Raw genomic sequence first — 21,316 nt, 5'->3', positions numbered from 1 at the left:
CCATGGCAAACGAACAGAAAAAAGTGGATGCGGTAATCGTTGGTTTCGGCTGGGCCGGAGCGATTATGGCGAAAGAGCTGACCGAAGCGGGTCTGAATGTGGTGGCGCTGGAGCGCGGGCCGCATCGTGATACTTACCCGGACGGTGCTTATCCGCAGGTAATTGATGAGCTGACCTATAACATCCGTAAAAAGCTGTTCCAGGATCTCTCCAAAAGCACCGTGACCATCCGTCATAACGCCGCGCAGACCGCGCAGCCTTACCGTCAGCTGGCGGCATTCCTGCCCGGTACCGGTACCGGCGGCGCTGGCCTGCACTGGTCTGGCGTGCACTTCCGCGTAGACCCGATCGAACTGCGTATGCGCAGCCACTACGAAGAGCGCTACGGTAAAAACTTTATCCCGGACGGCATGACCATCCAGGATTTCGGCGTCACCTACGATGAGCTGGAGCCGTTCTTCGACCAGGCCGAGCGCGTGTTCGGCACCTCTGGTTCCGCCTGGAGCGTCAAAGGCAAAGTGGTGGGACAGGGCGGTAAAGGTAATCCGTTTGCCCCGGATCGCTCCGGCGATTTCCCGCTGCCCGCGCAAAAGCGTACTTATTCGGCGCAGCTGTTTGCCCAGGCGGCGGAAAGTATCGGCTATCACCCTTACGATCTGCCATCCGCCAATACCTCAGGCCCGTATACTAATACCTACGGCGCGCAGATGGGGCCGTGCAATTTCTGCGGTTATTGCAGCGGTTATGCCTGCTATATGTACTCCAAAGCCTCGCCGAACGTGAATATTCTGCCTGCGCTGCGCCAGGAAGCGAAGTTTGAACTGCGAAATAACGCCTGCGTGCTGCGCGTTAACCTCACCGACGATAAGAAACGCGCCACTGGTGTGACCTATGTGGATGCGCTGGGTCGTGAGCACGTACAGCCTGCGGATCTGGTGATCCTCTCGGCCTTCCAGTTCCATAATGTGCACCTGATGCTGCTTTCCGGCATTGGTAAGCCGTACGATCCGGTGACCAACGAAGGTACCGTCGGGCGTAACTTTGCCTACCAGAATATCTCTACCATCAAAGCCTTCTTCGATAAGGATGTGTTCACCAACAACTTTATTGGTGCGGGTGGGGCCGGTGTGGGGGTCGATGACTTCAACGCTGATAATTTCGACCATGCCAAATATGGTTTTGTTGGCGGTTCGCCGATGTGGGTTAACCAGGCGGGCGTGAAGCCGATTTCTGGCCTGCCAACGCCTCCGGGCACCCCGAACTGGGGCAGCAAGTGGAAGGCGGCGGTGGCGGATCACTACACCCACCATGTATCGATGGATGCTCACGGCGCACACCAGTCTTATCGCAATAACTACCTCGATCTTGATCCGAACTACAAGGATATCCACGGCCAGCCGCTGCTGCGTATGACCTTTGACTGGCAGGATAACGACATCAAGATGTCGCAGTTTATGCATGGCCGCATGCATAAAATTGCCGAAGCGATGAATCCTAAGCTGATCAGCGGTTCGCCAAAAACTGCGGGTACCCACTTTGATACCACCGTGTACCAGACCACTCATATGAACGGTGGGGCGATCATGGGCGAAGATCCTAAAACCAGCGCCATTAACCGCTATTTGCAGAGCTGGGATGTGCCTAACGTGTTTGTTCCCGGAGCATCTGCTTTCCCGCAGGGGCTGGGTTATAACCCAACCGGCATGGTAGCGGCGCTGACTTACTGGTCAGCGAAAGCGATTCGTGAACAGTACCTGAAAAACCCGGGTCCACTGGTGCAGGCATAAGGATAAGCAGATGAACAAGATCATTCTTCCTGCCCTGTTACTGGGCATGGTGGCGTTTAACGCTGCCGCAGAAGAGAGTGCTGACCCGCAGGTTAAGCGCGGTGAGTACCTGGCACGTGCCGGTGACTGTGTGGCCTGCCACACCAAAGCGGGCGGTGAGCCGTTTGCGGGCGGCCTGCCGATGGCAACACCAATTGGCACTATCTACTCCACCAATATCACTCCGGATAAGCAGAGCGGCATTGGCGGCTACAGCTATGACGACTTCCAGAAAGCGGTGCGCCACGGCGTGGCAAAAAACGGCGATACGCTCTATCCGGCAATGCCGTATCCCTCTTATGCGGTCGTCAGCGATGAGGATATGCAGGCGCTGTACGCTTACTTTATGCACGGTGTGAAGCCGGTCGATCAGGCGAATCAGGAGAGCGATATTCCCTGGCCTCTGTCGATGCGCTGGCCGCTGGCAATCTGGCGCGGCATTTTTGCGCCGGACGTCAAAGCCTTCCAGCCGGTTAAAGGGCAGGATGCGGTGCTGGCACGCGGTCAGTATCTGGTGGAGGGGCTGGGCCACTGCGGTGCCTGCCATACCCCTCGCAGCATTACCATGCAGGAAAAAGCGCTTAATAACGATGAGGGCAGTGACTTCCTTTCCGGCAGCAGTGCGCCGATTGACGGCTGGACTGCCAGCAATCTGCGTGGCGACGGGCGTGATGGCCTGGGCCGCTGGAGCGAAGATGATCTGGTGCAGTTCCTGCGTATGGGACGCAACGATCATACGGCGGTATTCGGTGGCATGACCGACGTGGTGCAGCACAGCCTGCAACATCTGACGGCAGAAGATGCTACGGCCATCGCGCGTTATCTCAAGTCGCTTGGTGCTAAAGATCCGAATCAGGTTGGCTTTACGCCGGATGATACGGTGGCAAAAGCGCTGTGGAAAGGTGATGACAGCAAAACCGGAGCGTCGGTATATGTGGATAGCTGCGCGGCCTGTCATAAAACCGACGGCAGCGGCTATCAGCGTTTCTTCCCGGAACTGCGCGGCAACCCGGTGGTACTCGCCTCCGATCCGACATCGCTGATCCATATTGTTCTGAGCGGCGCACAGCTGCCGGGCATGAAAGGCGCGCCTTCTGCCATTACCATGCCTGCTTTTGGCTGGCGGCTGAATGACCAGCAGGTGGCCGATGTGGTGAACTTTATCCGCACCAGCTGGGGCAATACGGCAACCTCTGAGGTGTCAGCCAGCGACGTGGCCAAAATCCGTAAGGATGAAGCGGTGGTACATCAGCAGGGTAATGTTGATGTGGAGAAGTTGACGCCGTAATAAGAGAGGCGTGGTGCTGGCTTAATCGCTGGTGCCGCGCCCGCTTTCATCCGCCAGCCCGTTACTCTCCTGTTTTTATCTCTTCTGCTTATTCAATTCTCAGCGCATCCAGTGCACCCAGCAGTGCGTCAACTTTCGGCGTCAGCTGCTTTCTGCGCGGCCACACCACATACAGCGGCAGCCCCGGCACCGTCAGCTCAGGCAAAAATGGCACCAGTTCACCGCGCGTCAGCTGTTCTTCCATCAGCCATGTCGCCATCTGTGCCACACCCAGCCCTGCCATAACCGCTGCACGTTGCGCTTCACCATCACCCAGCGCCATTCGATGGGGCACGGTGCGTGTGGTAACCCGGCCATCCGGCGAGGTGACATGCCAGGGGCTGGTGCTGCCATCGATACGGTCGTATACAATCGCCCGGTGCTGCTCCAGCTCCTCTAACGACTGCGGCGTACCGTGCTGCGCCAGGTAATCCGGAGAGGCGCAGAAAATCAGCCGTTCACAGCCGAGATAGCGCACCGCCAGCGAGGGGGGATAATTGCCCGGCCCGCCAATGCGTACGGCCACATCCACACCCTCCTCAAACAGATCGACAAAGCGGTCAGAGAACGACAGGTTTAGCTGCATATCCGGGTGCTGCTGGCAGAAATGATTAAGCAGCGGCATCACATGCAGGCGGCCAAAGGTATGCGGCACCGCCACACGCAGGCGACCTACGGGAATGGTACGCTGGGCGGCCAGCACTGACTCGGCCTCCGCCAGTTCGCTCAACACGCGGGTGCAGGTATCGTAGTAGGCCTGTCCGGCATCGGTCAGCGTCAGGCTGCGGGTGGTGCGTTCAAACAGCCGCGAACCCAGGCGCGCCTCCAGCCGGGCCACGCTTTTACTGACGGCAGAACTGGTCAGATGCAGCCGTTCAGCGGCGGCGGTAAAATTACCGCACTCCACCGTGGCAACGAAGCCGGTAATCCCTTTAAGACGATCTTCAGATACGGACATTCGTTCCTCCTGTTCATTAATGCTGTGAATTTATACCTGAGATGAGAATAAAATTCTCTATTAAGCTAAAGGTATTCACTGAACAGGAGAGATTTATGCAACAACGAGCTTTGATTGTAGGCGTCAGCGGCGTCACCGGTAGTGCACTGGCGGAGCGCCTGCTGGCGCAGGGTTGGCAGGTTTATGGCCTGTCACGTGGCCGTACGCCGGTGGCTGACGGCGTGATATCGCTGACGGCAGACCTGACCGATGATCAGTCCGTTCAGGCGGCGCTAAACGAGGTGGTAGTCGATAAAGTCTTCTTCAGCGCCTGGGCGCGTCAGGAGAATGAAAAAGAGAATATCCGTGTTAACGGCGCGATGGTGCGTAACGTGCTGGATGCGCTGGGTGACACCCTTAAAGGCGGCCATGTGGCGCTGATCACCGGGTTGAAGCACTACCTCGGTCCGTTTGATGCCTACGGTAAAGGCAGCGTGCCCGTTACGCCGTTCCGCGAGGAGCAGGGACGCCAGCCGGTGGAAAATTTCTATTACGCGCAGGAAGATGAAGTGTTTGCCGCCGCAGAGAAATACGGCTGTACCTGGAGCGTACATCGCCCGCACACGGTGATTGGCTTTGCCGTAGGGAATGCCATGAATATGGGCCAGACGCTGGCAGTGTATGCATCGCTGTGTAAAGAGAGCGGCCAGCCGTTTGTTTTTCCTGGCTCAAAAGCACAGTGGCAGGGGGTGAGCGATATGACCGATGCCCGCCTGCTGGCGGATCAGCTGATCTGGGCCGCTACCACGCCGTCAGCGCAAAACCAGGACTACAATGTGGTTAACGGCGACGTGTTCCGCTGGCAGTGGATGTGGGGCGAGATCGCCGCATACTTTGGTCTTGAAGCTGCGCCATTCCCGGATGAAGAGCAGCCGCTGGAAGGGCGTATGAACAATGCTGCACAGCAGTGGCAGGGCATAGCACAGCAGTACGGCCTGAAAGAGAGCGATATCACTAAGCTGGCTTCCTGGTGGCACACGGATGCAGATCTCGGCCGCCCGATGGAAGTCTTTACCGACGTCAGCAAAAGCCGCAAGGCCGGATTTACCGGCTACCAGCCCACCCGGGAAGCGTTCTTTGAGCTGTTCGACCGGCTGAAAGCGGCAAAACTGATCCCGCGCTAAAAATCAACGGTTGTTTCCTGTGGGAAACAATCCCGGCTTATTGATGTTTATTGTTGCGCTAAAAACTGGCTGTGGCAGGATGGTTTCAACGGGTAATCACCCACTCAATTTGAACCGAATCCGAACGAAAGGTACTGCTATGAACGATAAAGTTGTTAACTGGAATGGTGGCTTACAGCCGGAAGCCGTGAAGACCCTGTCTGCTAACGGCGGCATGATCGTCTGCCCGACCAAAGTGGGCTATATCATCATGACTTCGGATGCCAAAGGTCTGGAGCGCAAGTTTGACGCCAAGCAACGTAACCGTAATAAGCCGGGCGTGGTGCTGTGTGGTTCTCTGGAGCAGCTGAAAGAGCTGGCGCAGATGAACCCGGAAATCGAAGAGCTGTATCAGCAGCACTGGGACAAAGACATTTTGTTAGGCTGCATCCTGCCGTGGAAAGAAGAAGCAGTAGCGCGTATCCCTGAAGACGGCTCTAAAGAGCTGATGATGGATCGCCGTCAGACCAGCTGCTTCGTTATCAAGTTCGGCGTACCAGGGGAAATTCTGGCGAAAGAGCTGTGGGAAAACCACGGTAAATTCTCCTTCGCCAGCTCTGCTAACCCGTCAGGCAAAGGCAACCGTGGCCTGGTAGAAGGCATTGGTGACCGCATCGAGCAGCACGCCGACCTGATTATCGCCGCCAATGACTACGTGAAATCAATCCAGCCAAATGAGTCAGAAAAGACCCGTTATGAGCAGGGTGTGATGGTCGCAATGGTCGACGAAAACGGCAAACTGATCCCAGAGCAGAAAGGCGAACGCAGTATCACGCCATGCCCGGTACTGATCCGTAAAGGCCTGGATGTGGATAAGATTATGTCGATCATGTCAGATATCTTTACTACCTGGGATTATCGTCACGGCAACTACTACTAACCTTTACCCGTCATCCCTGACGCTACAGCTGCGTTGGCTGCATGTATTCACCCCGGTCACTTACCGATGTAAGCTCCCGGGGATTTATACACTTGCCGCCTTGCTGTAACGCCAGTTATTTAGGGTAAATGCTGTAGAGTGAATTTTTGTTATATTATCTCTAATCAAAATTAATCAGATAAATTCACTCTCGATCTGTGTAGTGGCCGGGCATGCCCGGCCAGTTTATTTTAACGCCTTCTGCAAATCCTCGATAAACAATCTTACGCGTGGTGAAATAAAGTTATCACTCTTCACCAGTACATATGATTTATAAATATCCATCTCCCATTCAGGTAATATCTGCACCAGGTCGCCGCGTGCTACCGCTTCCTGGGTAATATAGTTTGGCAGATAGGCAATTCCGGTTTGTGCCATTGCCGAGTTGAGCAGCGCGATACTGTTATTGGCGCGAAACCGGCTGCGGACTTCAATATCTTTTTTCTGCTTCTCTTTACGAAACGGCAATGAAATGGTGTGGGCCGGGCCGCGAAAAAGAATGAAATCATGGCGAGGAAGATCGTCCGGGCTGGCTATTGTACCGATGTTTTTCAGATAGTCAGGGGCGGCATACAGCCCCCAGGCGATATCCATCAACGGGCGATACTGGCGATGTTCCGGCAGCTCGCGGGTGATAGCAATGGCGATATCAAAGCCATCATCTTCCAGATTAACCGGGCGATCGGTCAGGTCGAGATCCACGCTGACGTGAATATTACTCGCGACAAAATGATTGAGCGCCGGGACAATACACTGGCAGCCAAACGTTACCGGAGCCACCACGCGCAGACTGCCGGTTGGCTCTTCGTGGAACTGGCGGATAAACAGATCGGCGCTTTTTACTTCATGCAGGATCCGGTAACAATAGTGGTAATAGGTCATACCGACTTCGGTTACCTGAATACGCCGGGTGGTGCGTTGCAGCAGCCTGGCCCCGAGGCGAACTTCCAGCGCTGAAATCTCTTTACTCACCGACGATTTTGCCAGCCCCAGCGCTTTCGCCGCTTCGGTATAGCTTAATGTCTCCACCACCTTGGCAAAAATAATCATTCCGTGCAGGTTTTCAAAATCGCTCATTATTATCCCGGATTGTTTTTAGGGGGAAACAATCGAGGATACTAGCATATTCCGCGTTTACCGCGCAGTGAAAAGCGCTATGGTTATTGAGATTCATTCATCTACCGGTAACTTTATTACGCAGAGAATCTATTTAATGGGCCAGACAATCAGTCAGAAAATACTTGCTCGTGCCAGCGGGCGGGAAACGGTTACGCCTGGAGAAATAGTGTGGGCGAAGGTTGATATATTAATGTCGCACGATCCCTGTACGCCGGGCGTTGCCAGCGTATTTAAAAAAGAATTCGGTGTGCAGGCAAAGGTCTGGGATGCAGAGCGTTTTATTATGATTCCGGATCACTTCGTCTATTCCGCCGATCCGCAGGCGAATCAGAATATCCGCGTTATGCGCGAATTTGCCACAGAGCAGCAGATTAAATATTTCTACGATGTCGGTACCCCGCAGTATAAAGGCGTTTGCCATATTGGTCTGGCAGAGGGCGGGCATACCCGGCCCGGCGAGGTATTACTGGGCACCGATTCCCATACGGTTACCGCCGGGGCGTTTGGCTGTTTTGCTATCGGGTTGGGGATAACGGATGCGGCCTATGCGCTGGGCACGGGGGAGATCCCGCTGAAAGTGCCGACGACCCTGCGGGTTAACTATCACGGGGTGCTGCCAAATCATGTGCAGGCTAAAGATCTGATCCTCGCGCTGCTTGCAGAGCTGACGGTGGACGGGGCGACCTATGAAGCCATTGAGTTTGGCGGCAGCGTGGTGGATGCCCTGTCCGTCGAGGAGCGTATGACGATGTGCAATATGGTGGTGGAGTGCGGTGCCAAGAACGGCATTATGGTGCCTAACCCGGCGACCCTCGACTATCTGGCGCAGCGCACCGAAATTCCCTTCAGCGTAGTCACCGCCGATAGCGATGCTGAATACAGTCGCGTGGTTGAGTTCGATGTCACGGCAATGCAGCCGCTGGTGGCAAAACCGCACTCACCGGATAACGTGGTATCGATTGATACGCTGAAAAATATTGCCATTTCCCAGGCCTATATTGGTTCCTGTACCGGCGGCAAGCTGGCGGATTTTGTGGCCGCCGCGCAGGTCATTAAAGGGCGTAAGGTGATCATTCCCACTTTTGCAGTTCCGGCCACCAAAGAGGTGTTTCATCGCCTGATTACCACGCAGATTGACGGGCAGTCGGTGTATCAGATCCTCACTGACGCGGGCGTCCGGCTTTCTTCAGAAGCGGGCTGTGCGGCCTGCTGCGGTGGCCCGGCTGATACTTTTGGCCGCGTTAATCAACCGCTGTCAGTGATCTCCACCACCAACCGTAACTTTGTCGGGCGTATGGGGCATAAGCGCGCCACTATCTATCTGGCATCTCCTTATGCGGTAGCTGCGGCGGCGGTCACCGGCGAAATAACCAATCCGGCAGACCTTGGGGTGTAAATATGACAGCAATAATTAGCGGCACGGTGTACGTGCTGGGTGACAATATTGATACCGACCAGATCCTGACGGCTGAATATCTCAAGGTGAATCCTTCCACTGCTGAGGGCTACGCACAGCTGGCCGGGCTGGCGATGTGCGGGCTGCCGGAAGGGGCGCTGCCGTTTATCGACCCGCAGAGTGGGCGCGCAGCTTATACGATTATTGTCGCCGGAAAGAATTTTGGCTGCGGCTCATCCCGCGAACACGCAGTAATGGCGCTAGGCGCAGCGGGGGTGCAGGCGGTGATCGCCCGCTCATATGCGCGGATTTTTTTCCGTAACTGCGTGGCAACCGGGGAGCTGCTGCCGGTTGCGGCGGCAGAACCGCTGCATCTGCGGCTGAAAACCGGCGACCGGGTGAGCATCGATACCGCCAGTCAGACGGTAACCTGGCTGGAGAGCGGTGAGCAGATAGCGATCGATCCGGTGGGCGAGCTGGCGAATATTATCAATGCGGGCGGTCTGTTTGCCTATGCCCGTGCCAGTGGCCGAATGGGCAGTGAGCAGGCTATTGCTGACAGTTGAGGCGAGGCTGATTTGGCTGCGAGCCGCGGGCGAACCCTGAAAGCAGGTTCGCCCGTAGGATGGGCAGGATTATTTCGCTGAAATGGCCAGCGCACCGCCAGCAAAGACAAACAGGCTGCCGGTAGAACGGTTGAGGATACGCAGACGTCGTGCGTTGGAGAACACGCCCGACAGGCGGCGTCCGGCACAGGCATAGCTGAACATAATACTGAGATCCAGCACCGCCCAGGTGATAGCCAGCGTGGCAAACTGCATGGCGTGTGGCTGGCTGGCATCGATAAAGTTCGGGAACAGCGCGGCGAAGAACAGCAGATCTTTCGGGTTGCTGATGCCTACCATAAAGCCTTTGCGGAACAGGCGGAATGCGCCCGGAGCTTCTTCCATCTCGGTGGCATTCACCGCTGTTGGTTCGCTGTTATCTCGCCAGGCTGCAATTCCCAGCCAGATCAGATACGCGGCACCCACCACTTTCAGCACGGTAAATGCGGTGGTAGAAGCGGCAAGAATTGCGCCCAGGCCGAGTGCTGAAGCGGTCATCAGCATCATTGCGGCCAGCACGCCGCCAGTTACTGTTGCCAGTGCCTGTTTACGCCCGTAGCGCAGGCCGTGGGTCATACTGATCAGGGCCGACGGGCCGGGAATGGCGATCAGTGCGGCAATCACACCGGTATAAGCCAGCCAGAGTTGAAGCGTCATGACATAGTCCTTTCTTGTTACCCCCTCAGCCTGAGGGCGGGCGGGTCTGTTCTGATCGTCGAATGACGATGGGGCAATAGTTTATTTTCCCGGCAATGAGAAGTAAATCACAGTGGGGAAATATTCATGCATTGACAGCCAGCGGGTGAACGGGTTGGCGCAGAGAAAAGAGAGTGAAAAGGGGGCTTTCTTCCGGGAATACCACTGAGCATTGTCTGAATTCATTAAAAAATGACCAAATTATCAACTTTTACAAGCCTGTAACATCACACCGCCCAGGCGACAGGGGCTATCGCAGCTTTATTGTGGGCAAAAATCAGACAAAATTACCGCTAATTACCTGTAAGTTCTGGAGAATAGTACTGATGGTGCCAGATAATTCCCAATCAGGGGTTGTTGCTGATTAAGACAGTTAACTTGCTGTAAATTAGCGAGTAATGACCCGTTGTTAATCATCTGAAAGTTAGCTTACTTTATCTCTTATAAAAATGAATATTCATCTGTTTATGTCAATAAAATGGGCTTATAAGCCCGGTTATTTATTTTTTGAAATATCTGTTCATGGGGAGTAATGGAGGCAAGGGTTGGGTCGGGTTGCGCACTGAGACGGCAGTAGTATAATAATAATCTTATTCACCAGACGACGTTGCCAGATTATTTCGGCATCAGGAGGTTTTTATCACTTTCAACCAAAACGAAGCGATGATCGACAATAACCATACTGAAAATGAAGCCTGGTATCATGATTATGAGGCTGGCCCGGAATCCGTGGTCGAGCCGCAGCCGGAGCCGATACGTGGGCTGCCCGCGCCCGATATTCTCACCCCTTCAGACCGCTATCAGGAGCTGTTTGAAGCCGTACAGATGTCGCGTATTTTCTCCGACAGTAAAACCTTTGCTGACTGTGCGCCAAAGTTCGAACCTGAGCGCATTCTTTACCGTTATTATCTGGAACGTGAGCAGGATGAATTTAATCTGCTGGCCTTTGTGCTGGAGAATTTCGACCTGCCACGCGTCCATGACAGCCGCTATGTGGCGGATCCGGACAACAGCATAGAAGAACATATTGATGCGCTGTGGCCGGTATTAACCCGCCAGCCGGAAAAACACTGCGAGTTTTCATCGCTGCTACCGCTGCCGAAACCTTATGTCGTGCCGGGCGGGCGCTTCGGTGAGACTTACTACTGGGATTCCTACTTCAGCATGCTTGGTTTTGCTGCCGCCGGACGTTGCGACCTGATGCGCAATATGGCCGATAATTTTGCGTGGATGATTGATAAATACGGCCATATCCCTAACGGTAACCGTACCTATTATCTCAGCCGCTCGCAGCCGCCAGTGTTTGCCATGATGGTGGAACTGTTCGAAAAGAATGATATTCATGAAGCGCTGCACTATCTGCCGCAGTTGAAAAGTGAGTATGCATTCTGGATGGACGGGCAGGAGCAGCTGTTGCCAAATCAGGCCTATCGCCATGCGGTGATGCTGCCTGATGGCTCAGTGCTTAACCGCTACTGGGATGATCGTGATACGCCGCGCGACGAGTCTTACTTTGAAGATGTGGAAACCGCGCGTCACTCGTCACGCCCGTCCAGCGAAGTGTACCGCGATCTGCGCGCGGGTGCGGCATCCGGCTGGGACTTCACCTCGCGCTGGCTGGCTGAACCTGGCCGTCTGGAGAGCATCCAGACCACCAGCATTGTGCCGATCGACCTGAACGCGTTCCTCTACAAGCTGGAAACCACGATTGCCCGCCTGTCGGCCAGTAAAGGCGACCAGCAGACCGCAGACAGCTATCAGCAGCTGGCCTTACGCCGCCGTGAAGCGGTGGATAAATATCTGTGGGAAGCTGAGAGCGGCCTGTACCGTGATTACAACTGGCGCGACGGCGAGAAAGCCGCGTTCTCAGCGGCAGCGGTAACGCCGGTATATGTGGGGATGTCGAGCCTTGAGCAGGCAACGCGCACGGCGAAGGCGGTGCGTGACCAGCTGCTGGCCCCGGGCGGGATGCTGTGCAGCACCGAAGTGACCGGAGAGCAGTGGGACAGTCCGAACGGCTGGGCACCGATGCAGTGGCTGGCGGTAAAAGGCTTTAACAGCTACGGCGATGAACAGCTGGCACAGGAGATAGCCACCCGCTGGTTAAACACCGTTGACAGTACCTGGAAGCAGCACCACAAGCTGGTTGAGAAGTACAATATCAGCGGTGATGCCGCGCTGCTGGGCGGCGGCGGCGAATACCCGTTGCAGGACGGCTTCGGCTGGACAAACGGGGTAACACGCCGCCTGCTGGAGATGTATCCGCAGCGCTAACTTTGCCCCAGCGACATGCTCAGGCTGGTTCAGGGCAGTAAGTTCCCCCTGAACCGGCCCTTGTCACGCGCTACCCCTGGCGCGTGATAAATACTTACCTCACTCTTTCCCGCGCGTTTAATCCCCACGGCCTGCCGTAAGTTACCGTAAGTTACATAGTATAAAACTGGCTTATCATCCCCCGGCTGCCATAAGACAAAAGCCTTATTTCTTCATGAAAAATCATGCTATTACTTGAGATTAACCCGCATGATGATTCCGGAGAATGTGAGATGAAAAAATTGACACTGACCACGCTGGCTCTGCTGGCGGGGTTTAGCGCTTCGGCCCTGGCGGCAGATGAGCTGCGTTTTGGCGTGGATCCAACCTTCCCCCCATTTGAATCCAAAGCCGCTGACGGATCGTTGCAGGGATTTGATATTGATATGGGGAACGCCATCTGCCAGCAGATGAAAGTGAAATGTGTCTGGGTGCAGACCGGCTATGACGGCATTATCCCGGCACTGCATGCACGTAAATTTGATGCCATTCTCTCGGCAATGGCGATGACCGCTAAACGTCGCGAGCAGGTGGCATTTACCGATATGCTCTACAACACCCCGAGCGCGCTGCTGACGCGTAAAGACAGCAAGCTGCTGCCGGAGCTGGCGTCGCTGAAAGGCAAAACCGTTGGCGTGGCGCAGGGCACAACGCAGGAAGGTTTTGCTAAAAGCGTCTGGGGCAGTCAGGGCGTTCAGGTAGTGAGCTATCCCAATCAGTCGGAAATCTATCCCGATCTGGCGTCAGGCCGTCTTGATGCCACCTTTACCAGCGCAGCGGCGGCCGAGTCCGGTTTCCTGAAAACGCCACAGGGCGCGGAATATCATATTGCCGGTAAACCGCTGTATGACCCGAAATACTTTGGTGAAGGCGTCGGTATCGGCCTGCGCAAAGATGACGGTGCGCGTATCGCCAAAATTAACGCCGCGATGGCGGAACTGCATAAAAACGGTACCTACGATCGCCTGGCGAAGCAGTACTTCAGCTTCGATGTTTATCACCGCCCGGAGTAAACCATGACGGTTACCAGCTTGCCAGATTTTCGCCAGCAGCACTCCCGTTTCCTGATGGCGGTGGGGGCGCTGGGGGGCGCTGTCACCCGCTATCCGCATCCGCTACGCGGGCCTGAGGGCGAGATCCTCTCCACCGATGTTGCGGTGATTGGCCGTGCCGATGCCCCGCAGGTGATGCTGATAATATCCGGTACTCACGGCGTGGAAGGTTACTATGGTTCTGACAGTCAGATCGCCTGGCTGGAAGGGCTGGACGGCAGCCAGCTACCGCCAGATGTGGCATTGGTACTGGTGCATTTGATCAACCCGTGGGGCACCGCCTGGCTGCGGCGAGTCAATGAAGATAACGCCGACCTCAACCGTAATTTTATCGACTTCGCGAATGATATTCCGCCTGATACGGGTTATTCCGCGCTACACGGCATCTATACCTGTCGCGACCTGGACGGGGATGAGCGTGCGGCAGCCGACGCACAGATGGCGTTGAAGTGCGCCGAAATGGGCTGGAATGGTGTGAAGCGCATCGTGGAAGCCGGGCAGTATCAGTATGCCGATGGTATTTTCTATGGAGGTAGCGAGGCCAGCTGGTCACAGCAGATCCTGCGGCAGATTATTACTCATCATCTGCAAATGGCGCGCCGAATTATCAGTTTCGACCTGCATACCGGTGCCGGAGCCTACGGTCACCCGATGCTGCTGGCGATCGCGCAGCGACCATACCCGGCGCTCAATGAGGCAAAACGTCTGTTTGGTGAGTGGTTGACGGTGATTATTACCGGAGAAAACGGGGAGAGCGATACCGGCGTAACGGCGACGGCGACCGGCTATCTGTCACAGTTTATGCTGGATCAGCTACCGGAAACCGAGCTGTTACAGCTGGTGGTGGAGTGCGGAACCTACGATGGACGAGATATGCACCGCCGCGTACGCGATGACCACTGGCTGCATCTCTACGGTGATGTGAACAGCGAGCAGGGCCGCGCAGTAAAACGGCAGTTATTTGAAGGGTTCTACCCGGCGGATCCGGACTGGCGGGCGCTGGTGGCACTGCGCACCCGCCAGATTTTTCAGCGCGGCTGGGAAGCTCTACAGCAGTAGTTTTACAGACGCCCGTAGAAGGTCATGCGGGCGCTTTCTGACAGCGCAATATCCGGCCGGGCATTGTATGCCAGCACCACCAGCATACGCGTCGTCTCCCCTTCCGTTGGCGTCACGCGGTGCAGAGCATTACGCCCCCTGAACAGCACCAGATCACCCGGCTCAATCGCCAGCTGCTCCACCGGATGCTTGCCGTTCAGCACGGCTTCAACCCCGCTAAAGTTCATCTCGCCGGCTTCCGCATTGCGCAGATGGCTGACGTATTCAAACACGCCACCCGCCTGCGGTTTCTGGATCAGCAGAGTGATGGCAAAGGAGGAGTTATCAAAGTGCCAGCCCAGCTCCTGCCCGGTATGCGCGTAGTGCAGATTGATTGAGGAGAGGCGATCAGCGTAGGGAAACAGCTGCTGCTCTTCCAGCACGCCGCAGAGGAAGGTTTTGAACGCTTCAGAGTCATACAGGGTACGCAGGGGCGAGCTGGCCGGGATCTCTTCGTCGGTGATGCAGCCCTTCGAGGAGACCACCTGGCGATTGCGCGGATGATCGGCGGCAAAAGCGTCATCAGGTTTCTGCAAATAGACGTTATGCTGGCTGCTGGCATAAAAAGCCAGATGCTGATTATCTTCCCCTTCCTGCTTGATGGCATCCAGCGCGTTGGGGGTCAAAAAACCTCGCAGCACCAGCGCACCTCCGGCAGCCAGCTGCTGCTGGCAACGGGCGGTGTAGTCGGCATCGGTGATCGGGTGAGCGCTCAGGTTAAGCAGGGCAGCAAGTGGATTCATCAGGTTCTCATCGGCAGAAAAACAGGTTATTCACTGTACGATGCTGTCCTGCCTTCTACTACAAATTTTTAGCAATTTTCAGCCGGATTGCAATCGGCAGGCGGCCCCGTTACCTGGCAGAAAAAATAGCGCAGCCAGTTAACGTTGTTTGCTGAGGGCCGCGAGATCCACACTCTCCCGCAGTGAGTTGAGCGGAGCAAAAAGTGGCTGCGGAAGTGCCGCTGGATCGAACCACTGCCAGCCTTCGCACTTATCCGGTTCGCAACGCTGTGGCGTACCGCTGGCCTCAAAGGCGAGCATAAAAAGCGTCACGTAATGTTTCTGCTCTGAACAGAAAATGTTATTGGTGTAGGGCCCCTGAACACACTCTCCTAACAGCAGCCCGGTTTCTTCCGCCGCTTCGCGCTGCGCGCACTGCTGCGGCGTTTCACCAAATTCAAGATGTCCGCCGGGCGTTGCCCAGTCGCCAGCACCATGACTTCCCTTACGTTTCCCCAATAACAGCTTACCGTCACGGAAGATTAAAACTCCGACACCTATACGCGGCTGTTCCATTTTCTCTCCTCAACAGATCTTATTTTACGTGATGAATGGTGGGTTTATATACAGATGGCAGATCTCCTGACTGTCCATTTTTACTTAACTATGCATAGCATTCCTGCGCGTTTACAGGGTCATTTGAATGGTGTGATGATAACCCTGATTTTTAAATGGAGAGTCAAAATGTTAACGCGAAGGAGTTTTTTGGGGAGTAGCGCGACCCTGTTAGGGTTCGCCGTGCTGAGGCCTGCTTTTTCATGGACTGTGGTACCTGCCGCAGGCAGTGACAGTGTTTTATTTTATCAGACTTCGCTGTTGCTTACCGGTCGTACCCGGTTGAGTTCACTGGTAGCGCAGCGTGCGTTGCACTGCCTGAGCGAAGAAGATGCGCAATTCCCCGCACAATTGCAGCAGCTGTGGGCGGCATTACAGGCGGGCGCTGTCACTCATGCAGACCAGCTAAACGGACACCCGGTTATGCAGGGCAGCAGCGGCGAAACCATCAAAAAAATCATCTCTGCCTGGTATCTTGGTTTTACCGGCACGCCCATCTCTTTACGGGCGGTGGATAACACCCGTTTTGTCACCTACACGGACGCCCTGATGTACGCGCCCACCCTTGATGCCACCGTCATACCCACCTATTCACGCGGCCACACTAATTACTGGACTCAGCCGCCAGCCACGATAGCAAACGACTAACTTTCACTTATCTGTGAGCACATACCTATGAGCAAACACTATGACGCCGATGTCATTGTCATCGGTTCCGGTGCGCTGGGCAGCAATGCCGCCACTGTCCTCGCCCGTAAGGGAAAGTCGGTGATTATCCTGGAGGCCGGTGAGAAAATTCCGCGCTGGAAGGTTGTTGAAAACTTCCGAAACTCTTCAAAAAAAGCCAACTATAACTCGCCGTATCCCAACGAACCCTGGGCCAGACACTCTTACGATGAGCATTATATTGAGAACACCGGCACCTTCGATTTTCGTCCCGGGATGTTGAAGCTGGTCGGCGGCACCACCTGGCACTGGGCCGCTGCCTGCTGGCGTTATCTGCCAAACGATATGAAATTGAAATCCTGCTATGGCGTCGGGCGCGACTGGCCGCTGGATTATGACGACCTGGAACCTTTCTACCAGAAGGCGGAAGAAGCTCTTGGAGTGTGCGGCAGTGATACGGACGATCAGAGCGGTCAGGGCGGTGACGCTTTTCCGCCACGCTCCCGACCTTATCCGATGGAGCCGGAAGGGGAAACCTATATTTTTCAGCGCTTGAAAAGCCGGCTGGGCCCGGCGGGTTACAACTTTATTCATGAACCGAATGGCCGGGCGACCCGTCCTTACGATCGCCGCCCGGCATGCAGTGGAAATAACAACTGTATGCCTGTCTGCCCGATCGGTGCGATGTACAGTGGCGATATCCACGCCCGCCATGCGGAAGAGGCCGGGGCAACACTGATGACGGATGCCACGGCCTGGAAACTGGAAAAAGGGGCCGATGGCAAAATAGTTGCTGTATATGTACGCAGTTCGGCAGGCAGAGATACGCGCCTCACCGCTAAATATTTTGTGGTTGCAGCACATGGTCTGGAAACACCGAAACTGCTGCTGATCTCGAATATTGCCAACAGCTCCGATCAGGTCGGGCGTAACTTAATGGATCACACCGGAATGGGGCTACAGTTTCTCGCCGATGAACCGCTGTGGCCCGGTCGAGGTGCCGTTCAGCAGGGAGGGATTTTTAACTACCGCGACGGGGATTTCCGTAAAAGCCACGCGGCGATCAAGCATGCCATTTCTAACAATGTACCCAATATGGCCATTGCCCGGCGCCTGATTTCTCAGGGGGTTATTGGTAAAGCGCTGGACGATCAGATTCGCCATCAGGCCGCCCGCTGGGTGGATATCTCTACCGTGTTTGAGATTTTACCCCATGCAACCAACCGGGTGTTCCCCAGTACGACGCGTAAAGATGCGCTGGGTATCCCGATGCTGACGGTGCATTACGAAGTGGATAATTACGTTAAATCCGCAAAGGCTATTGTCGATGCCGATTACCGCAGTTTTGTCAGTCTGATGGGGGGCGAAGTGGTGCAGGATAATACCGGCTGGCAAAATCGCGATCATCTGATGGGCACGGTAATCATGGGCGACAGCCCCGACGATTCCGTGGTCAATTACGAATGTCGTTGCTGGGATCACAGCAATCTCTTCCTCGCCACAACCGGGGTGATCCCGGCCTCTGGCGTCATTAATCCAACCCTCACCGGGGTGGCATTAAGTATCCGTGCCGCCGAGATCATCGAGCGGGAGATCTGATCATGAAATCCTTGATGTACCTGTTGCTGCTGGTTGGATCGTGGCAGGTTGCTGCGGCGGACATGCTGCCAGACCAGTCATTGATTCAGCGTGGTCAGGCGATTGCTACCGCAGCGGATTGCGGTGCCTGCCACCGAGACTCGGCTAAAAATGGCGCACCCTTTGCCGGGGGTTATGCGATCAACTCACCGATGGGGCCAATTATCGCCAGCAATATTACCCCTTCAGAGCAGTTCGGTATTGGCGGCTATACTGAACGGCAGTTTGCCGATGCACTGCGCAAAGGGCGTGCCGCCGACGGCCATTTTCTCTATCCCGCAATGCCGTATACCGCTTTCCAGGGGATGACCGATGACGATGTACATGCGCTGTATCTCTATTTTATGTACGGCGTCAAACCGGTTGATCGTGCGCCAGCGGCAAAAACTCACCTCAGTTTTCCATTTAACATTCGTCAGCTGATGTGGGGCTGGAACCTGCTGTATCTTCATCACCGCAGTATACAGAGGCCGGAGGCGCTGTCGGGAAAACTGCAACGCGGTCGCTATCTGGTGGATGTGCTGGGGCATTGCAGCACCTGCCACACGCCGCGCAATATCTTGATGGCTGAAGATCAGAGTCGCTACCTTTCTGGCGGCTTACCTGGCGGCTGGTACGCGCCGAATATCACTCCCGATCCTTCAGGGCTGGCTGACTGGAGCCAGAGCGATATTGTCACCTACCTGAAAACAGGTCATGTTGCCGGAAAAGGGCAGGCGGCCGGGCCGATGGGCGAAGCCGTCGAGCAGAGTTTCCGCTATCTGCCGGATGATGATCTGCACGCGATCGCGGCCTGGATCAGGCAGATACCCGCGATCCCGGGCAGGCAGGCGAAGAGTGGGATCCGGCCACCGGTCGAGGATATTAATCAGATTATCAAAGGCCAGGGCGATCAGGCTTCGCTGGCAGACAGTTCATCCACCGATGGTGCAGCGTTATACAGCAATGCCTGTGCCAGCTGTCATGGGCGTCAAGGCATGGGAACGGCTGATAGCTTCTATCCCTCTCTTACCCGCAACAGCGCCGTGTCGGCGGCTTCACCGGGCAATGTTGTCATGGCGGTGGTCAACGGTGTCCATCGTCGTGGTAGCGATGCAGAGGTCTTTATGCCCGCTTTTGCCAGCCAGATGAACGATGCGCAGATCGCTGCGGTCAGTGGCTATATTCGTCTTCATTTTGCCGGAATCGATACCCCGCTGACGGCAGCAGATGTGCATATGCTCCGCAGCGGAGGGGAGCCGCCATTCCTGCTTCGTTATCTCTACTGGCTGATTGCAGGCGGGGTGATAGTCCTGCTGCTGGTCATATCCGGACTGCTGAGTTTGCGCAGACGTTAAGCCTGGCGGACGGCCCATTGTCCGGGCCGTCCGGGGGCGGATTACCACCAGACTTCCGCCTGAACGCCGAGACTCAGCTGATCATTTTTTTCGTCATGGAAGCTGAACTTAGAAAGCTCATTATCCAGTATATGCAGATAGGTACCGTAGAAGCGGATCTCCGGGCGGGAAGTCAGGATACTGGTATCAACTTTGAAGGCGTGATACAGCGTGGTTTTATAGCCGGACTCTTTCAGGTGCTCTCCTGCTTTGTTCTTATTGGTCTGGGTAAACCAGCTCAACTCCACGCCTGTCTGATTGTATTTACTCCAGATCCAGGCCGGACGAACCACGGTGCGCAGGCTCTGGAAATCACTGTGCGCGCCGCTATTGTAGCTGTATACATCGTGCCCGCCTGACCAGACCAGCGTATTCGCCATAATAATCTTATCACTCAGGTACATCTCACCCTGAGAGATAAGGCGAAACGCCTTACCGTTCGTGTGGTCGCCATAATATTTGCCGTTGTTACTGATGTTGGGGTTAGCGCTGTTGTAGTTGGCAAAGCCGCTGGCGATGGAGTTGTTAGCCACCTGTAAGGTGAAATCATTAAAGCCTTTGTGCTGCAACTGCTGATGCACAAGCGCCGTAGCCAGCCAGGCGTCCTTCAGCTTATAGAAGCTGTTACTGTCCTCATTTTTTTTCTGATCGTGGGTTTTATTGGCGATCGAATACTTACCTTCCAGAGTCAGTTTTGCTCTGTCCCAGAGTGGCAGGTCTTTATAGCGCACTTCGATAACATTGCTGTTCATCTGCGTTTTATGGGCGAGATCCCGTGAGTACACATCCATATCTTCACGCGTGAGCGACAGATCCAGCTTACCAGGGCCGGCGATCATGTTTTCGATACCCACGCCGCCACCTGCATCGGTACGCATGCTTTTCCAGTCGAGCATCTGGAGTTCATACACCGGCAGGTAATGTTTACCTACCCATAAGTCCGCTTCTGGTGCAAATGGCAGGAAGCCATTCGTAGTCAGATACATATCAGAGAATTGCAGCAGGTTTTCATTGCCGTCATTATCGCCAAACCAGCCGTTACCGTATTGCTGAGTGACATTACCATCCAGCCTGACCACGGCTTCAGCGCTTTTCCCGTTCTGATGATACATGCGTTGTTTCAGAAGTAAGTCGAACCAGCCGGTATGTTCGTTACCAAAACGCCCAAGTGAGCCGATGGCATAAGACTGCGGGGATCCGTGATTCCCGGTGGCCCAGCCGCTACGTATATAGCCGGTGTAGGTAAAGCCAATATCATCTTTAATATACCGACTCAGATCTTTAATCGTGACCGGTTGGCGAGTTTTGCTCCCGGCTGAGGTGCTGGCAACGTCAATCGTTGAACTGTCGCTGACCGGAACCGCCTTCGGCGCGGCTTTCGCTGCGATTTTAGCCTCGGCTTTCGGGGCAGGCAGCGTGGCGACATGTTTTACAGTCGCGGGATGTTCATGCTGCGCCTTGTACTCAAGAAATTCTGCTCTGGTTTGCTGTAACTCTTTTTCCAGCATATCCAGCCGTTGTTCCATGGTTAATTTGGCGGCTAAAACATGATGTGGAAACAGTGCAGAGGCAATAATAGCTGCTATTATTTTAAATGAGTGCGTTTTCACTTTTTAGATTTCCATGTGGTGCATGATAAATAAAAAGCATGCGGAATCCCTGCCCGCCGCGTAGCTTACAGGCCAAAATTTTTGCAGTGGATGCTGGTGCAGGTAACACCCTTAAATCAGAGAGTTGATTAGTTTTCTTTTGTTAATGGCATTCTCCTTTAACTGTTTTATTCACTTT

18 protein-coding genes are annotated in these 21,316 nt (G+C 55.0%); 12 read left to right on the top strand and 6 right to left on the bottom strand.

Annotated elements, in window-relative coordinates; translation table 11 throughout:
* The first annotated feature begins 2 nt into the window (after positions 1 to 2).
* Both GN242_RS19230 and GN242_RS19225 read left to right on the top strand, forming a co-directional pair.
* Positions 3 to 1,787: a GMC family oxidoreductase gene (locus GN242_RS19230; RefSeq protein WP_154754279.1), complete on the top strand. Its 1,785-nt coding sequence runs from the start codon at positions 3 to 5 to the stop codon at positions 1,785 to 1,787.
* 10 nt (positions 1,788 to 1,797) lie between these two features.
* Positions 1,798 to 3,114, top strand: coding sequence for a cytochrome c (locus GN242_RS19225; protein ID WP_156288047.1), 1,317 nt, complete (start codon positions 1,798 to 1,800; stop codon positions 3,112 to 3,114).
* An 88-nt stretch (positions 3,115 to 3,202) separates the two neighbouring features.
* Here GN242_RS19225 and GN242_RS19220 read toward each other — a convergent pair whose 3' ends face one another.
* Complete coding sequence (locus GN242_RS19220; protein ID WP_154754281.1) at positions 3,203 to 4,111, bottom strand: LysR family transcriptional regulator; 909 nt, start codon at positions 4,109 to 4,111, stop codon at positions 3,203 to 3,205.
* Between the two features lie 95 nt (positions 4,112 to 4,206).
* Between GN242_RS19220 and GN242_RS19215 the strand changes: the two genes are divergently transcribed.
* Both GN242_RS19215 and GN242_RS19210 read left to right on the top strand, forming a co-directional pair.
* Positions 4,207 to 5,274, top strand: coding sequence for an SDR family oxidoreductase (locus GN242_RS19215; protein WP_154754282.1), 1,068 nt, complete (start codon positions 4,207 to 4,209; stop codon positions 5,272 to 5,274).
* A gap of 139 nt (positions 5,275 to 5,413) precedes the next feature.
* On the top strand, positions 5,414 to 6,193 hold the full coding sequence (locus GN242_RS19210; protein WP_154754283.1) for an L-threonylcarbamoyladenylate synthase: 780 nt from the start codon (positions 5,414 to 5,416) through the stop codon (positions 6,191 to 6,193).
* A gap of 225 nt (positions 6,194 to 6,418) precedes the next feature.
* Here the strand turns inward: GN242_RS19210 and GN242_RS19205 are convergent, their stop codons facing one another.
* Positions 6,419 to 7,309, bottom strand: coding sequence for a LysR family transcriptional regulator (locus GN242_RS19205; protein ID WP_154754284.1), 891 nt, complete (start codon positions 7,307 to 7,309; stop codon positions 6,419 to 6,421).
* A gap of 136 nt (positions 7,310 to 7,445) precedes the next feature.
* On the opposite strand from GN242_RS19205, the gene GN242_RS19200 reads away from it, so the two are divergent.
* Complete coding sequence (locus GN242_RS19200) at positions 7,446 to 8,747, top strand: 3-isopropylmalate dehydratase large subunit (protein ID WP_154754315.1); 1,302 nt, start codon at positions 7,446 to 7,448, stop codon at positions 8,745 to 8,747.
* Positions 8,748 to 8,749: 2 nt separating this feature from the next.
* Entirely contained in the window at positions 8,750 to 9,313 is a 564-nt protein-coding gene (locus GN242_RS19195) for a LeuD/DmdB family oxidoreductase small subunit (protein WP_154754285.1), read from the top strand.
* A 69-nt stretch (positions 9,314 to 9,382) separates the two neighbouring features.
* On the opposite strand, the gene GN242_RS19190 is transcribed toward GN242_RS19195, so the two are convergent.
* On the bottom strand, positions 9,383 to 10,009 hold the full coding sequence (locus GN242_RS19190) for a LysE family translocator (protein ID WP_154754286.1): 627 nt from the start codon (positions 10,007 to 10,009) through the stop codon (positions 9,383 to 9,385).
* 678 nt (positions 10,010 to 10,687) lie between these two features.
* Here GN242_RS19190 and treF point away from each other — a divergent pair.
* The 3 genes from treF to GN242_RS19175 all read left to right on the top strand — a co-directional run bounded on the left by treF (position 10,688) and on the right by GN242_RS19175 (position 14,472).
* A complete protein-coding gene (gene treF, locus GN242_RS19185; RefSeq protein ID WP_255476757.1) occupies positions 10,688 to 12,322 on the top strand; it encodes an alpha,alpha-trehalase TreF in 1,635 nt (544 codons plus the stop codon).
* Positions 12,323 to 12,594: 272 nt separating this feature from the next.
* On the top strand, positions 12,595 to 13,374 hold the full coding sequence (locus GN242_RS19180) for an ABC transporter substrate-binding protein (protein WP_154754288.1): 780 nt from the start codon (positions 12,595 to 12,597) through the stop codon (positions 13,372 to 13,374).
* 3 nt (positions 13,375 to 13,377) lie between these two features.
* The gene (locus tag GN242_RS19175; protein ID WP_156288045.1) at positions 13,378 to 14,472 is read left to right on the top strand and encodes a DUF2817 domain-containing protein; all 1,095 of its coding nucleotides are present in this window, start codon (positions 13,378 to 13,380) and stop codon (positions 14,470 to 14,472) included.
* A gap of 2 nt (positions 14,473 to 14,474) precedes the next feature.
* Here GN242_RS19175 and GN242_RS19170 read toward each other — a convergent pair whose 3' ends face one another.
* A complete protein-coding gene (locus GN242_RS19170) occupies positions 14,475 to 15,254 on the bottom strand; it encodes a HalD/BesD family halogenase (RefSeq protein WP_156288044.1) in 780 nt (259 codons plus the stop codon).
* A 138-nt stretch (positions 15,255 to 15,392) separates the two neighbouring features.
* Positions 15,393 to 15,809, bottom strand: coding sequence for a nucleotide triphosphate diphosphatase NUDT15 (locus GN242_RS19165; RefSeq protein ID WP_154754291.1), 417 nt, complete (start codon positions 15,807 to 15,809; stop codon positions 15,393 to 15,395).
* A 168-nt stretch (positions 15,810 to 15,977) separates the two neighbouring features.
* Between GN242_RS19165 and GN242_RS19160 the strand changes: the two genes are divergently transcribed.
* The 3 genes from GN242_RS19160 to GN242_RS19150 are packed head-to-tail and all read left to right on the top strand — an operon-like array spanning position 15,978 to position 19,489.
* A complete protein-coding gene (locus GN242_RS19160; RefSeq protein WP_154754292.1) occupies positions 15,978 to 16,496 on the top strand; it encodes a sugar dehydrogenase complex small subunit in 519 nt (172 codons plus the stop codon).
* 27 nt (positions 16,497 to 16,523) lie between these two features.
* A complete protein-coding gene (locus GN242_RS19155; protein WP_156288043.1) occupies positions 16,524 to 18,113 on the top strand; it encodes a GMC family oxidoreductase in 1,590 nt (529 codons plus the stop codon).
* Between the two features lie 2 nt (positions 18,114 to 18,115).
* Entirely contained in the window at positions 18,116 to 19,489 is a 1,374-nt protein-coding gene (locus GN242_RS19150; RefSeq protein ID WP_156288042.1) for a c-type cytochrome, read from the top strand.
* Positions 19,490 to 19,530: 41 nt separating this feature from the next.
* Here GN242_RS19150 and GN242_RS19145 read toward each other — a convergent pair whose 3' ends face one another.
* Positions 19,531 to 21,138 (bottom strand): carbohydrate porin, encoded by a 1,608-nt coding sequence (locus tag GN242_RS19145; protein WP_156288041.1) that lies wholly within the window; start codon positions 21,136 to 21,138, stop codon positions 19,531 to 19,533.
* Between the last annotated feature and the right edge of the window lie 178 nt (positions 21,139 to 21,316).

This window comes from Erwinia sorbitola (genome assembly GCF_009738185.1).
Classification (GTDB): domain Bacteria; phylum Pseudomonadota; class Gammaproteobacteria; order Enterobacterales; family Enterobacteriaceae; genus Erwinia; species Erwinia sorbitola.
This window is presented reverse-complemented; position numbering and strand designations above follow the sequence as displayed.

Excerpts from the sequence above, each read along its gene's own strand:
- GN242_RS19160 (WP_154754292.1), top strand. The coding sequence starts at position 15,978 with ATGTTAACGCGAAGGAGTTTTTTGGGGAGTAGCGCGACCCTGTTAGGG.
- GN242_RS19225 (WP_156288047.1), top strand. The coding sequence starts at position 1,798 with ATGAACAAGATCATTCTTCCTGCCCTGTTACTGGGCATGGTGGCGTTT.
- GN242_RS19215 (WP_154754282.1), top strand. The coding sequence starts at position 4,207 with ATGCAACAACGAGCTTTGATTGTAGGCGTCAGCGGCGTCACCGGTAGT.
- GN242_RS19195 (WP_154754285.1), top strand. The coding sequence starts at position 8,750 with ATGACAGCAATAATTAGCGGCACGGTGTACGTGCTGGGTGACAATATT.
- GN242_RS19205 (WP_154754284.1), bottom strand. The coding sequence starts at position 7,309 with ATGAGCGATTTTGAAAACCTGCACGGAATGATTATTTTTGCCAAGGTG.
- GN242_RS19155 (WP_156288043.1), top strand. The coding sequence starts at position 16,524 with ATGAGCAAACACTATGACGCCGATGTCATTGTCATCGGTTCCGGTGCG.
- GN242_RS19190 (WP_154754286.1), bottom strand. The coding sequence starts at position 10,009 with ATGACGCTTCAACTCTGGCTGGCTTATACCGGTGTGATTGCCGCACTG.
- GN242_RS19170 (WP_156288044.1), bottom strand. The coding sequence starts at position 15,254 with ATGAATCCACTTGCTGCCCTGCTTAACCTGAGCGCTCACCCGATCACC.
- GN242_RS19230 (WP_154754279.1), top strand. The coding sequence starts at position 3 with ATGGCAAACGAACAGAAAAAAGTGGATGCGGTAATCGTTGGTTTCGGC.
- GN242_RS19220 (WP_154754281.1), bottom strand. The coding sequence starts at position 4,111 with ATGTCCGTATCTGAAGATCGTCTTAAAGGGATTACCGGCTTCGTTGCC.
- GN242_RS19150 (WP_156288042.1), top strand. The coding sequence starts at position 18,116 with ATGAAATCCTTGATGTACCTGTTGCTGCTGGTTGGATCGTGGCAGGTT.
- GN242_RS19180 (WP_154754288.1), top strand. The coding sequence starts at position 12,595 with ATGAAAAAATTGACACTGACCACGCTGGCTCTGCTGGCGGGGTTTAGC.
- GN242_RS19210 (WP_154754283.1), top strand. The coding sequence starts at position 5,414 with ATGAACGATAAAGTTGTTAACTGGAATGGTGGCTTACAGCCGGAAGCC.
- GN242_RS19200 (WP_154754315.1), top strand. The coding sequence starts at position 7,446 with ATGGGCCAGACAATCAGTCAGAAAATACTTGCTCGTGCCAGCGGGCGG.
- GN242_RS19175 (WP_156288045.1), top strand. The coding sequence starts at position 13,378 with ATGACGGTTACCAGCTTGCCAGATTTTCGCCAGCAGCACTCCCGTTTC.
- GN242_RS19165 (WP_154754291.1), bottom strand. The coding sequence starts at position 15,809 with ATGGAACAGCCGCGTATAGGTGTCGGAGTTTTAATCTTCCGTGACGGT.